This window comes from Lactococcus sp. DD01, from assembly GCF_001578715.1.
In the GTDB taxonomy this organism is placed as follows: Bacteria; Bacillota; Bacilli; order Lactobacillales; family Streptococcaceae; genus Lactococcus; species Lactococcus petauri.
In genome coordinates this window covers 882,950-896,726 of the sequence record NZ_KQ968939.1, presented here as the reverse complement: position 1 = coordinate 896,726, position 13,777 = coordinate 882,950, and the positions used below count along the sequence as shown (strand labels likewise).

At 35.3% G+C, this 13,777-nt stretch carries 13 protein-coding genes and 2 pseudogenes; all 15 read left to right on the top strand.

Annotated features, from left to right (window positions below; translation table 11 throughout):
- Positions 1-700 (top strand): annotated as a pseudogene (locus LACDD01_RS04355) (hypothetical protein); the annotation flags it as partial.
- A gap of 1,301 nt (positions 701-2,001) precedes the next feature.
- Positions 2,002-2,835, top strand: a complete 834-nt coding sequence (locus LACDD01_RS12305) for a putative phage abortive infection protein (protein WP_061413363.1) — start codon at positions 2,002-2,004, stop codon at positions 2,833-2,835.
- Between the two features lie 256 nt (positions 2,836-3,091).
- A pseudogene (locus LACDD01_RS12640) lies at positions 3,092-3,178 on the top strand (aromatic ring hydroxylase); the annotation flags it as partial.
- Positions 3,179-3,243: 65 nt separating this feature from the next.
- On the top strand, positions 3,244-3,861 hold the full coding sequence (liaF, locus tag LACDD01_RS04345) for a cell wall-active antibiotics response protein LiaF (protein WP_061413361.1): 618 nt from the start codon (positions 3,244-3,246) through the stop codon (positions 3,859-3,861).
- On the top strand, positions 3,858-4,838 hold the full coding sequence (locus tag LACDD01_RS04340) for a sensor histidine kinase (protein WP_061413359.1): 981 nt from the start codon (positions 3,858-3,860) through the stop codon (positions 4,836-4,838). The genes liaF and LACDD01_RS04340 overlap by 4 nt, the downstream gene beginning before the upstream one ends.
- A gap of 17 nt (positions 4,839-4,855) precedes the next feature.
- Positions 4,856-5,491 carry a response regulator transcription factor gene (locus LACDD01_RS04335; protein ID WP_004258491.1) on the top strand — a complete coding sequence of 212 codons (636 nt, stop codon included), beginning with the start codon at positions 4,856-4,858 and terminating at the stop codon, positions 5,489-5,491.
- A gap of 80 nt (positions 5,492-5,571) precedes the next feature.
- Entirely contained in the window at positions 5,572-6,375 is an 804-nt protein-coding gene (locus tag LACDD01_RS04330) for a Cof-type HAD-IIB family hydrolase (protein WP_061413357.1), read from the top strand.
- A 61-nt stretch (positions 6,376-6,436) separates the two neighbouring features.
- Positions 6,437-7,027 carry a peptidylprolyl isomerase gene (locus LACDD01_RS04325; RefSeq protein ID WP_061413356.1) on the top strand — a complete coding sequence of 197 codons (591 nt, stop codon included), beginning with the start codon at positions 6,437-6,439 and terminating at the stop codon, positions 7,025-7,027.
- A gap of 1 nt (position 7,028) precedes the next feature.
- A complete protein-coding gene (locus LACDD01_RS04320; protein WP_019291661.1) occupies positions 7,029-7,424 on the top strand; it encodes a CvfD/Ygs/GSP13 family RNA-binding post-transcriptional regulator in 396 nt (131 codons plus the stop codon).
- A gap of 17 nt (positions 7,425-7,441) precedes the next feature.
- Complete coding sequence (locus LACDD01_RS04315; protein ID WP_019291660.1) at positions 7,442-8,047, top strand: TVP38/TMEM64 family protein; 606 nt, start codon at positions 7,442-7,444, stop codon at positions 8,045-8,047.
- 104 nt (positions 8,048-8,151) lie between these two features.
- Positions 8,152-9,465 (top strand): FtsW/RodA/SpoVE family cell cycle protein, encoded by a 1,314-nt coding sequence (locus tag LACDD01_RS04310; protein WP_019293734.1) that lies wholly within the window; start codon positions 8,152-8,154, stop codon positions 9,463-9,465.
- Positions 9,466-9,608: 143 nt separating this feature from the next.
- Positions 9,609-10,040: a flavodoxin family protein gene (locus LACDD01_RS04305; protein ID WP_061413354.1), complete on the top strand. Its 432-nt coding sequence runs from the start codon at positions 9,609-9,611 to the stop codon at positions 10,038-10,040.
- 213 nt (positions 10,041-10,253) lie between these two features.
- Positions 10,254-11,441, top strand: coding sequence for a coiled-coil domain-containing protein (locus tag LACDD01_RS04300; RefSeq protein WP_061413352.1), 1,188 nt, complete (start codon positions 10,254-10,256; stop codon positions 11,439-11,441).
- Positions 11,442-11,591: 150 nt separating this feature from the next.
- Positions 11,592-12,491: an ABC transporter ATP-binding protein gene (locus LACDD01_RS04295; protein ID WP_061413350.1), complete on the top strand. Its 900-nt coding sequence runs from the start codon at positions 11,592-11,594 to the stop codon at positions 12,489-12,491.
- Positions 12,484-13,752, top strand: a complete 1,269-nt coding sequence (locus LACDD01_RS04290) for an ABC transporter permease (RefSeq protein ID WP_019291656.1) — start codon at positions 12,484-12,486, stop codon at positions 13,750-13,752. Before LACDD01_RS04295 ends, LACDD01_RS04290 begins: the two co-directional genes overlap by 8 nt.
- The last annotated feature ends 25 nt before the right edge of the window (positions 13,753-13,777 follow it).

The window sequence follows — 13,777 nt, the reverse complement described above, 5'->3', positions numbered from 1 at the left end:
CCCTGACCACTATATAATAGATTTAACAGAGGCTGTTTGTATGTTGATTAGAGACGGCTTGAAGTATAAATATTCTCATAGAACGTTCCAGGAATATTTTTGTGCAGTATATGTAGCACAACTTGAGGATAAAATTCAAAGTAAATTTTTAGTTTCTTGGATGGAAGAGAACCCTAATGCTAGAAAGTTTTCTAATACTTTCTTTGAATGTTTAATGAATAACCAAAAAAATAGGTATTTATTAAATGTTGCTATTCCTTTTGTTGAACTTTATGAAGAACAATTCAACAATAATTCTTTTGAAAATATAGTCGAAAGAATGTTTATATCCCTTCGCATTTCATCAATGCCAGAAGATAAAGAAGAACCTCTGACCTTCACTATCAGTGATGAGTTTAGAAATATATTTAATATTCATTTTGACATTATAAAAAGTATAGGTATGCAATTAAAAGATATTGATGACCCAATTGATTATACTGAAATAATTTCTGAATTTAAGTTAAATCAGAAATTTAAAATGAACACTAGCTATACTTTTGAAGAATATAAGGAAATGGGGGAATATCATAATATGATGAAATTAATAAAAGCATGGTGGTACCCTAGAAGTAAGTTTATTTTATCTTGGAAGAATGAATTTTTAGAAAGTAAGAATACAAAAAAAAGAAAGTTCAATTCAATTTTATCAGATCTATGAATCATCAAAATAAAGTATTGGAAAATAGTGCTTATTCTGAACAATTATAATGTCTCTTTGTAAGTACCATAACCCTTGTTAAAGTATAAAAATGACCTTTTCAGTTAGACTATTGGTCATTTTTTATTATAGGGATTATTGCCTAGAAATATTTTTTATAATATCTGATTTTTCGGAAAGTTATTATATGTACGTACCTATGTAAGATATAATTAAAAAAATTTTTTCACGGTGTGTCTAATTATTTGCTTATTATCCAAATGATCATGCCTAATATAAAATAATTGCATTGATAATAATGAGATATTGATTAATAAACAGGGTCCTGATTATTGTTTCAAGATTAATCTTCTTCTAAAAATATCCGACATCCGCTTGCGCTATTGTCTAGATATTTTTAAGTGAGTTGCTTGATAATCCAGCAAGCTGTAATATCCGCAACATCACATTGGGATTTGTTTGTTTTTATATTACTACAACAAAATTCATATTAATACTAAAGATATAATATTGATATTTAATAAATGTACAAAAAAATTTGTACCCTCTTGACAAAGTAATGTAAATGTGATATAATTTATATATAAAAACAAAATCGAAAATAAATAAAAACATAAAATAAACGTAACGTAACATATATACTTTAATAGAAATTCATAGCTGAGCTCTATACTGGAGGTTGGATTTCCAAAGTAATGGTGCTATTTTTCATTTTTATGTTTTTTTGTTTTCTAATAAAAAATATTTTTAGCTATAGTTAATGATTATTAGCTTTAGGTAATATTTGTTTATAGACAAATGTTAGTATTGAAATGGTATAAAGGCAATGGTAAATAAATCTAAATGTAATAAGATATATAACAATAAAAGAATCAAGATATATCGTATTTGTTTAATAACCATAACTTTACTCATGCGGTACAATTAAGCTAGAGATTCTCTGACGGATGAACTAGTAAGTTGTTTAATTCGTTGAGTAAATTTTAAATAGCGCTTATTTATTCCCTATAAAGATAAATATACATAGGAATTTAATAAGCGCTATTTAAAATATACAGATAAAATTTGAAAGTAAATAGTATGCCTATATGTGAATAAATGCTTAAACAAGCTATGGAAAGAGGAGAATAGAGTAGAAGATATATTAATGGACATTACGGACCTGTAAGATACAGTAATATTTTGTATGGGATAAAGAGGACATACAAAGTTAGAGGGTAACTCATCAATTATGTGATGGAGTTCAAGATGATAAGATATTAAAATAAAGCGGAAGTAAATTATCGGGAAAAATCGAATATATGGAGATTAAAGAGGAGGAGATTGTGGAATTAAAAAAAGGTGAAGGTATTAGCGTAAGTTTAAAAGAACTTGTTGAAGAATATGGAGAACTACTCACGGAGAGTTCAAAAAAATCGGTTATTCGTAATAATTATAGGTTAAAAGATAAGACAAAACACTCAGTTGAGGCACAGTTAAGAGAACAATTTGAATCAGTTAGAGTGATATCTACCCGAGGTCGCTATGGAGGGACTTCCTTTGTGCTGCAGGGATTCAATGGATTGAACGATTATAATGCTCATAAAAATAATTCAAGACCAAGCATTGACTGGGAAAATGAAAGAAATGAAGATTTTAAAATGTTTAGTGAAAAATTCAAAAATATTAGTGAATTTAGCAATATATATAGGGATAGAGATAGCGAGTTTCCTTATGAATTAAATGAAATTGATATTAAGAAAATATTGAAAAAAGTATTTATTGAATTTGAAGGTGATTCAGGTAATTATTTCAGAACACTATACAGATGTTTGAAATACATTATGGATGTAGAACTGACTATGGATGAAAAGAAATTCTACTCTGGTGTACTTAGAGGAATACTTTCTGCTGACGAAATGCTGGTGGTATTCTACAATTGTATTTACTTTGAAAAAGGAGAGAAATTTAAAGAATTACTTGAGAAGACCGAAAAAGGTAAGAGACTCGATTTCTTTGGTGATAAGAAGGATTTAGAGAACTTAGAGGAGGATTATGATTTGCCATTCTTCAGTAAAGGAAAATTATTTTTCCCAGAGTATGACATGCGACACTTAGAAGAGATTATAAATAGAGCTCCTACTAAAATTAATTAAGTTTATAATGGTTTAATAGAAAGTGAAGATTTTAAATATTTACCAAAGTAAGTATTTAAAGAAAAATAGCAACAGTGCTTATTTTGAAATATAAACGTAATCAGTGAGGAGTAACTCTGTATAAAACTTTTAAACTAACTTTATCTAAGAGTAAAAGAGTTTTTAGAAGTTGTTTTATAGTACATTGAGTACACAGTCCAAGCCATTTATCATTTGACTTTTAAAGTAGAGTAGTCTATAATCACTGATATAACAACAATTAAAAGTGAATTTCAAAAATATTCCAGCGTGGACAGTAGATAAAATGAGCCGCTATGCGCGTATCGCTTTAGGTATTCGCTAAATAGAAATTTCAAAATAAGACCAAAGACCGAGCATAGAGCGGTCTTTTTTTGGTAGAATAGAGGTATGAATAGACGGATAAAAACATTTATTGTTATAGAGCTTTGTATCATAGTTGCTTTGCTTTTGCATATTATAAAATCACCGTACTTTCTTGTATTGCTTGCTTTAGCTATATCTTTCAGTATATTGTCACGTAAAATAACCTTTCTCCGTCCTGTCACAGCTGTGCTCTGGATTTTCTTTGCAGTAATGCTCTTGACAGCTGGATGGTTTTGGCTTGCTCTTCTCTTTCCTCTTTTGGTTGGGATTAGTTTTTGGAAAAGGCAAGCCTACACGATGCCAAATTCTTCTTATAGCCAAGCTTATGCGGAGAGTCAGGAAGACATCACACGGGCAAATGGAAATGATGTGATTGATCTCTACGATGTCAATTTTAGGCCTGAAGGAAACAGCTTGAGCATCAAAAAATCAGCAGGAAATACTAAAATTATCGTGCCGGAAGATGTTGCCGTAGCTTTAGAAATTACGGTACACAATGGCATTGTCAAGATTTTTGATGAAGAGACCGAAATTAACCCTGTAAATTTTCGTTATTTCTCAGATATGACAGAAGATATGCAAAAACGGATGCGTATTAAACTCCAGGTTGAAACAGGAAATGTTGAGGTGGTGAAAGGATGAAGAAATCAATCATTAAAACCTTTACCGTCCTTTTTATCATTATTGTTTTGGTTGATGTGCTATTGTTTTCAATCACGAGCGGTGTTTCAACAGCCAGTATTATGGGCGAGATTGCGAATAATTTTTATGGTATCTGGATTTTTCTCTCGGTAGCAGGATTATTGGCCTTAGTTTTTACTTTTTTCAATTTTTTGGAAAACAGCAAAATTAAGAGAAACTTTTATGAAGATATCCAGCGTGTGAGTCAAAATCAAGAACCGGAGCATCCAGAATTGAAGGCTCTTCATTTGCGCTTAAAAGAGATGTCTGTCGAACTGCAAGAACTCTCAAGTCAAAAATCAGCAAATAAAGCAGAAATTGTGGAAACGGAAAGAAAACGTATTTCACGTGAGCTTCATGATTCGGTCAGTCAAGAACTTTTTGCCGCAACGATGATTCTCTCTTCTGTAACGGGTAGCGAAGCTGAAAACTCTAATCTCACGCAAGATCAAATTTTGACGCAAACACGTTTAGTTTTAAAAATCTTGCATGAAGCACAAAATGAGATGCGAGCCTTATTGTTGCATTTAAGACCTATTGAATTGGACGGCAAGTCTCTTTCGGCAGGTTTAAATTCCTTAACGGATGAATTACAAGCAAAGATATCCGCCAATATTAATGTGAAACTCAGTGATATTCAAGCTTCATCTAACATTGAAGATAACCTCTTCCGTATGGCACAGGAAATTCTGAGCAATGCACTACGGCATTCACAAGCTGATAATATTGAAGTTGTTCTAAAAGAGCAGTATGACAATATTATTCTTAGAATAGCAGATGATGGTGTCGGCTTTGATACACGAGACAGTAAATCAGCCAGCTATGGTCTGGTCAATATAAAAGAGCGCGCGCTTTTGCTCGGTGGGGATGTTAAAATTATTAGTGCGCCAAATCAAGGTACAAGTGTCGAGATACGCATTCCACAAGTGAACCAATAAGAAGTTAAAAGGAAAAAATGGATAAAATAAAATTATTAATTGTTGATGATCATCAAATGGTCCGCTTAGGGCTCTCTAGCTTTATGAATATTCAGCCCGATATTGAAGTCGTAGGAGAGGCAGCGGATGGCGAATCAGGCTATCTTAAAGCAAAAAATTTAAAACCAGATGTCATTCTGATGGATTTGGTTATGGACCGTCTAGATGGCATTGGGGCGACGCAAAAAATCTTAGCGGAAATGCCAGAACAGAAGATTTTGATTTTGACGAGCTTTTTAGATGATGAAAAAGTCTTTCCAGCTTTGGCTGCTGGGGCAAAAGGCTATATTCTCAAAACTTCTCAGGCTGCCGAAATTGCCAGTGCTATCCGTAAAGTTGCGAGCGGGCAAGATGTTTTGTCGGGAGCGGTTAAAGAAAAAATCAATCAACAAAAGCATCGAAAACCTGAATTGTATGACAATCTTTCAAAAAGAGAAATGGAAGTTTTGAAAATATTAGCCCAGGGGCTTTCTAATCAGGAAATTGCGGATCAACTATTTATAAGTCTTAAAACAGTTAAAACACATGTCTCTAACATCTTTAATAAATTAGAAGTGAATGATCGGACGCAAGCAACAATTTATGCTATCCAACACAAACTGGTCGATCAGTAAAAAATTTTAAAAAGTAGAAATCATCATCCCTAATTGTATGTACAATAGCGAAAATAACCTATATCTGGTATAATAGAGTCATGAAAGATTTAATCGAAAAAGCTTCAAAAATCAAAATTATTTTTTTCGATATTGATGATACTTTACGTGACCTAAAAACAGGCTATATCCCCGAAAGCTTACCCTTTATCTTTGAAACTTTACGCCAAAAAGGAATAAAAACAGGTATTGCGACAGGACGAAATTACTATAATGTTCTCCCTGAAATCCGCAATTTAAATCCTGATTTTTTTGTAACGATTAATGGTGCTTTGGTGCAAAACCAGGCGCAGGAGATTATTTACAAAAATCCCTTGGACAAAAAAACAGTTGATGAAATAGTGTCTTGGCTAAAGAGTGAAGGTGCTGAATATCTTTTTGTAGGAAATGAGAACTTAAAAGCTTCAAAATGGGAAGGATTAACTGAGAGCGTTATTCCCGCTGATTATGGCGTACTCGAAGTTAAACCAGATTACTACAAAGAGCATGATGTTTTTCAACTCCTTACAATCTCTGAACATGATCAAAGACTTCGACTGCCTCAACGTTTAGCTCAAAAAGTAAGAATGGTACGATGGCACCCGAATTCTTCCGATATTGTTCCAGTTTTAGGGAGCAAAGCCAATGGTTGTATGAAAGTATTAGAATATCTCGGTCTTGCACCAGAAAATATGATGAATTTTGGCGATGAGCTTAATGATAAGGAGCTTTTTGATTTGGCTGGACTTTCGGTGGCTATGAAAATCTCACATCCTCTCATTTTGGAAAAAGCAGACTATGTCACGGATACAGTACAGAATGATGGTATTTTAAAAGCTTTGCGTACACTTCAACTCATCGATTAAACTTACAAAAATGAAAGTCTCATCTACGAGATTTTTGATAAAATTTAGAAAAGAGAAACAAATGACTTACCCACAACTTAATCTTGAAGCATATGATGGAACAACAGCAATCATCCATACTAATCATGGGGATATGACTGTGAAACTCTTTGACGAGCTTGCTCCAAAAACTGTTAAAAACTTTGGTGAACTCAGCAAAAAAGGATACTACGATGGTATTATTTTCCACCGTATTATCAAAGACTTTATGATTCAAGGTGGCGACCCAACAGGAACAGGTATGGGTGGTGAATCAATCTATGGTGAAAAATTTGAAGATGAATTTTCACAAGATGCCTTCAACATTCGTGGTGCCTTGTCAATGGCCAATGCTGGACCAAATACAAATGGAAGCCAGTTCTTCATTGTTCAAAACCAAAATCTCCCTTATCCAAAATCAGCCTTGATTGATGGTGGTTGGCCTGAAGAAGTTGCTGAAGTCTACACTCAAGGTGGAACACCGCATCTGGATGGGCGTCACACAGTATTTGGCCAACTTGTAGATGAAAAATCATTTGAAGTTTTAGATAAAATTGCCGCTGTACGTGTCGGAATGCAAGATCGTCCAGTTGACGATGTAATCATCGAAAATATTGAAATTATCGAGAAATAAAATGATTGATAAATCCGTAAAAATTGGTGATAAAGTCACTGCTGAGATAATCGGGCTCCAAGATTATGGTGCTTTTGTAAAGTTTGCGGACCGTCAAAATACTGAACATAAAGGCTTGATTCATATTTCTGAAGTTCAGTCAGGTTTCGTCAAAAATATTCGAGAAGTTATCAAAGTAGGGCAACATGTAAAAGCTCAGATAATAGATATTGATGAGTACAATGGTAAAGTCAGTCTCTCCATTCGCAGTCTCGAAGAAAATCCACAAAATCATTACTTTTATCGTAAAAAACGATTCACAGATTCTCGTAATAAGATTGGCTTTAAAAGTTTAGCTGAGAAAAGAGAACTTTGGATTGAAGAAGGCGAAAAATATCTGAAAGAAAGAGCAAACTAAATCCACACGAGGTGAAGATGAACAACAATGTCTTAAAATATACCAAACGAGTTTTTAACGTGATTACAATTTTGGGTTTTATTGCTACTATTGTTGGTAGTGTTTACCTCTGGCATCTCGGGGCTTTTCAAGATCAAGAAATTTTGAAACGTCTAGTAACAGCGCATGCTTTGCTTGGTCCGATAATTTTCTTCTGTATGCAAATTATTCAAGTAATTATTCCGATTATTCCGGGAGGATTAACAATTGCAGCAGGGGTCTTAATATTTGGACCTTTCTGGGGGTTTGTTTACAATTATGTCGGGATAGTTGTTGGCTCAGTGATACTTTTCCATCTTGGTCGAAAGTATGGACAGTCCTTAGTTCAGGTCTTTGTTAAAGAGAAAACCTACAATAAGTATATGGCTTGGCTCGAAAAAGGGCAAAAGAGATTTAATATCGCTTTTCTACTTTTAATTCTCTCACCAATCGCGCCTGATGATGCTTTGGTTCTCATTGCGAGTCAGACTCGTATGAGTTGGAAATTCTTTAACTGGGTGATGATTTTATGTAAGCCACTACCGATTTTATTCTATTCGTATGCTTTAATCTTCGGTGGAAACTTACTTGGAAATTTGTTCTAAGAAGAACTTTAAATAACAAACAATAATGGTTTTGCGAAAGCAACCATTTTTATATAAATAATGTATAATAGAGCCTATAGACTTTCTAGTGATGGAGCTTCATTTTGAATAATAAAACAAATACAATAAATAAAAAGAAAAAGCAGCCTAAAAATAAGCTAACTTTTGACAGTCGTATTGACTATGCGCTTATTCTGCCGGCTTTTCTTTTAACAGTTATCGGTCTTTATGCCATTTGGGTTGCTGTAAGTCATGATTATCCGACACAAGCGGTTAAGATGGTTGGACAACAAGGGACTTGGATTATTGTCGGTGTTATTTTAGCCTTAATTGTCATGCATATGGACTCGAGGCTGCTTTGGAACCTTACGCCGGTTCTGTATGGTTTTGGTCTTATTTTGATGGTGCTGCCCATATTCTTTTACAGCCCTTCGATGTATGAGCTGACAGGTGCAAAGAACTGGGTTGCCTTTCATAACACCAACCTTTTCCAGCCCTCGGAGCTCATGAAAATAGCCTATATATTGTTTTTAGCAAGGATTGTCGTTTCCTTTCAAAACAAACTGAAAAAACGTTATCTTAAAGATGATTTTATCTTAATTGGACAAATTGGCTTGGCTACTGTGCCCATTGCTATTCTTGCAGCTTTGCAAAAAGACTTTGGTACCTTTATGGTTTTCCTTGTGATTGCAGCAGGAATCATTCTTGTTTCAGGGGTATCTTGGAAAATTATCTTGCCTGTCCTCCTCATAGCTATCCTTGTTGCTGTGGGTGTTGTAGCTATGGTGATGAATCCTAAGGGACAAGAGCTCTTAGGAACTGTTTTCAGCCAATATCAGGTTAATCGTTTCTTAGCTTGGCTTCATCCCTTTGAGTACACACAAACATTCTCACTTCAACAATCTCGTGCTTTGATTGCTATCGGTGTCGGCGGTCTCTTTGGACATGGATTTGGAGTGGCAAATGTCAACGTACCAGTCCGTGAATCAGATATGATTTTTACCGTTATCGGAGAAGATTTTGGTTTTGTCGGTGCAACTTTTGTCATTTTACTTTATTTCATCTTGATTTATCGTATGATTCGGGTGACTTTCCAGTCCAATAATCAGTTCTATATCTTTATATCCACGGGGATTATTATGATGATTCTGTTCCATGTCTTTGAAAATATTGGAGCAGCGATTGGCTTAGTACCATTGACGGGTATTCCTTTACCGTTCATTTCACAAGGTGGTTCGGCATTGATCAGTAACATTATTGGTTTAGGGCTCGTACTTTCTATGAAATATAATCAATTGCCTGAGTTCGTATTAGTTCGCGAAGCAGGTAGAAAGAAATTAGAACATAAAAGAGCGCGTCTGTCTCGTTCATCCTATAAAAGAGTTAAGCCAAAAGGGAGACGTAGAATAAGTAAATAAAAAAGCTTTTCAAGGAAAAGCTTTTTTATGTGGAATAACCGCAACAATATGAAGAAGTCCACGAAATTTATAAGCTAGAAATTTCACATACTTCACAAAATATGATAGTCTATAAGTGAAGGAACAAAGGAGGAATTATTAAGATGAAATATGCAGTAAGATATGCTTCACGAGGTGGAAATACACGTGCAGTTGCTGATGAAATTGCGAAAAAAATTGATGTGAAAGCAGATCGAATCTCTGAACCCCTAGAAGAGGAAGTAGATGTCTTATTTCTTGGAGCAGGTGTTTGGTTTGCTTCTGTAACAAAAGATATGAAGGAATACTTGGCAGCTTTAGACAGTGGTAAAATCAAACAAATTGTTGCCTTTTCTACTTCGGGTCACTTGGAATCTGCAATTAAAAAAATTACTGCAGCAGCAAAAGACAAAGGCATTAAAGTTAATGAAGAATCTTTTGATTTGCATTTAAACATGCAAGGTATGACATTTTTCGCACCTGCTGGTGGTGATTTAACAAAAGAACAAATCAATGAAGTTGATGCCTTTGTTGATAAAGTTCTTGCAAAACTATAATATTAATTAACGCCCTTTTATTTAAAAGCTCCTTATTTTGGAGCTTTTTTTGTTTCTTTAAATTATATAGTGTATTAAAAACAGGTTACGCTGATGCAATAATAGGTAATTTAAATGTAACACGATAAGTGGTTTTTGTAACAAAAACAAAAGGTTTTGTGATACAATAGTAATGTTCAAACAAGAAAACATGAGGAAGTATATTTAAAGTTTATGAAAAAGAAATTAATTATGACGCTGATGCTTTCAACGCTTGTCCTGACTACAGGTGCTCCCTTAGCTGCTGTAAAGGCAGATTCAACGGAAAATAAGTTGGCAGCACAGGACTCAAAGATTGCAAACTTGAAGGATGAGGCCAGTCTAGCTCAAGCGAAAGTTGAAGCAGTTGGGACCCAAGTAGGGGCTCTAAAAGCTAAGCAAACTTCAATGCAAGAACAGATAGAAAAGCTATTAAAACAGCAAAAAGCGCAGTCTACACAGATTCGTGAATTGGATAAGAATATTGAGGAACGTAGTCACGCATTAGAAGCCCAAGCACGAAGTGCTCAAACTGATGGTTCAGCAACGAATTATATTTCAGCAATTTTGGATTCTAAATCTTTAACCAATGCCATTCAAAAAATCACAGCTATGTCGACTGTTGCAGGTGCCAATAAGGCCATGATTGAACAGCAAGAACAAGATCAAAAGAATGTTCAAGTGAAACTCAAAGATAATATGGAAAAATACGCGGAAGTCACACGCTTGCAACAAGAGTTGAGCACTCAGGCCGATGAATTGGCAACACAAGAAGCACAACTTAAAGTTGCGCAACTTAATTACCAAGCCACAATCGCATCTGAAGAAGGCAAAAAACAAGAATTGTTAACTCAAAAAGCTGAAGCTGAGCAAGCAGCACAAGAAGCTGTTCAAGCTCAAAAAGTAGCTACACAAGAGTCAGTGGTAGCCCAACAGGAAAAGGTCAAAGAAACTGTAGCGGAAAGTAAACCAGCTCCAGTGGCGCCACCAGTTGTTGATGAAGGCAATCCAACTGTAGAACCTGAAATTGAGCAACCTAAGCCGCCAACGCCGCCAATTACAGATCCTAAACCACCAGTTTCAACGACGAATCCATATCCAGCTGGACAATGTACGGCTTATGTTTGGGATTACTTTGGTGGTGCAATTCCAACATATGTAGGCAATGCGGCAGACTGGGTACGTTACGCAAACAGTGGACCAGCAGCGGGAACTATTGCTGTCTTTCCACCAGGAAACCAGGGTGCCGGTGGCGTTGGACACGTTGCAGTAGTCATCTCTGTTTCTGGCTCTACGATGAGAGTCAAAGAAGGCAACTTTAACGGTGGTTGGGGGACTGAACGTGAATGTTCAACAGCGGGCGTGAGCTTTATCCGTCCTTAGTAAAAAAGTAGACACAAGAAGCAAGGAGAACTTGCTTCTTTTTTAATTTTTCACCTCTAACTAGGAAAGAATAAGGTTTTTACTTCAATATATCTACTTAATAAGGTATACTAAGTTAAAAGATTATCATTTAATTTTAAGGAGGAAGGGATGCTCGAAGTGAAAAATCTCCGAAAGACTTTCGGAGAACTTGTTGCTGTTGATGATCTGAGTTTTACTATTGAAGATGGTGAAATTTTAGGTTTTATTGGACAAAATGGATCGGGAAAAACAACAACATTTAGATTAATATTGGATTTTTTGATGCAAGATTCAGGAAGCGTGCTCTGGAATGGTAAGCCGCTCTCTAGTGATGAATATAACATCATTGGTTATTTACCAGAGGAAAGAGGACTTTATCCTAAAGATAGTATAGAAACTCAGTTGCGTTTCTTTGGTCAACTAAGAGGCAAAACACGAAAAGAAATCGATGAGAAAATCGATTATTGGATGGAAAAATTTGAGGTTAAAGGCAAGCGCACAGATAAGGTTAAAACATTATCAAAAGGGAATCAGCAGAAGGTTCAGCTTATAGCTACGCTGATTCATGAACCGAAGCTTGTTATTTTAGATGAACCGTTCTCTGGTTTAGATCCTGTGAATGCAGAGTTGCTCAAAACAGCTGTAGCTGAATTACGTGAGCAAAAAGTCTGCGTTGTCTTTTCAGACCATAATATGCTGAATGTCGAAAAAATGGTGGATAAGATGATAATGGTAAAAGAAGGTAAGAAAATCCTCGATGGAACCGTTGATGCTGTACGTCAAAGTTTTGGGCGGACCAAAGTATTTATTGAAGCACCGGTATCACAAGAAGAATTAGCTCAGCTAGAAGGTGTAAAAGAAGTACAGGTGGAACGTAATGGTACTTATGAGTTAACTTTAGAAAATGAAGAAGCAGGAAAAGCTGTTTTTGACTATGTTACACAATCAGGATATATCCAGATGTTTTCACAACAACCACCAAGCTTGGAAGAAATATTCAAAATGAAGGCAGGTGATGCTCATGAATAGTAAGTTTTGGACAATCGTGAAAGAAGTCTTTCGTAAAAATGTTAAATCAGTTGCCTTTTTAGTTATGGTCTTTCTCCCGCTTCTTATTGGATTAGTTATTTATGTGATTGCAAGAGTAGCGGATGATGGAGCAGGTGATGTTGATCGTATTGCGGTAGTGACAAAAAGCAAGGAAATTGGAAGTGCGCTGACTGAAGTTAAAGGCAATATTAAGTATGAAGTAATGGACAGAACAGCGGCAAATCGTAAACTTAAAGATGAAGATGTAGGCGCGATTTTAGCTTTAGAGATGGAGCAAGGGAAAATAAGCTCAACCTTAGAAACCACACGTTCTCTTGATACGGCAACTCAAATGACTGTCTCACAGACACTTACAGCAATCCAGCAAAGTATCTTTGCCACTCAATTAGGCTTGTCACCAGAAGAAAAAACGAACCTTCTTTCTTCCGCGAAATTAGAGCCTGTGCATGTTGAGTTTGACGCGGATGGCAATCGAATTCAAGGTACAGATTATTCTGGTTTGAGACAGGTGATAGCAACAGTTTTGATTGTCATGATTTGGATTTTTGTTGCAACTTATGGTAGTATTGTGGCGCAAGAAATTGCCAGCGAAAAAGGAACGCGTATCATGGAAGTGATTCTTTCAAGCGTTAAAGCCGAAACTCATTTTTATGGAAAATTAGTGGGGATTATCTTAGTCTGCTCAGTCAATGTTCTTGCTTATGCTGTTCAGATTGGGGTAGGTTATCTAATCTTCAGAGATAATGACATGATGCGTAGCTTCCTTAACGGTTTAAATCTTCAAGAAGTGTTTACTGGACAATTTTGGCTTGTAATTCCGATTGTCATCTTAGGAATTCTCCTGTTTACATTTTTAGCAGCTCTTTCCGGTTCATTGATTTCTCGTGTTGAAGATGTACCTAAAGCACAAACACCAATGACAATGATTGGGCTACTTGGTTACATGCTTTCTGTAATTTTTGCTTCTCAACCTGATAATATCGTGATGACCGTGACAAGTTATATCCCTTTTATTTCGAGTTTCGTCTTGCCAATGCAAATTGCAACAGGTGTAGCAAGTAATTTACAAGTCTGGATTTCCATGGGGATTATGTTTGTAACGATGTTGTTTATACTCCTGTTCTCTGCTCGACTTTATAAATCAAATGTTTTAATCTATAGTAGCGATGGTTTACTTAAAGTTTTGAAACAATCACTTAATAATATCAAAAATGAAGACAAGTTAAAAAATAAAGCTTAATAAAAAAAACAAGTCTCTGAATTCG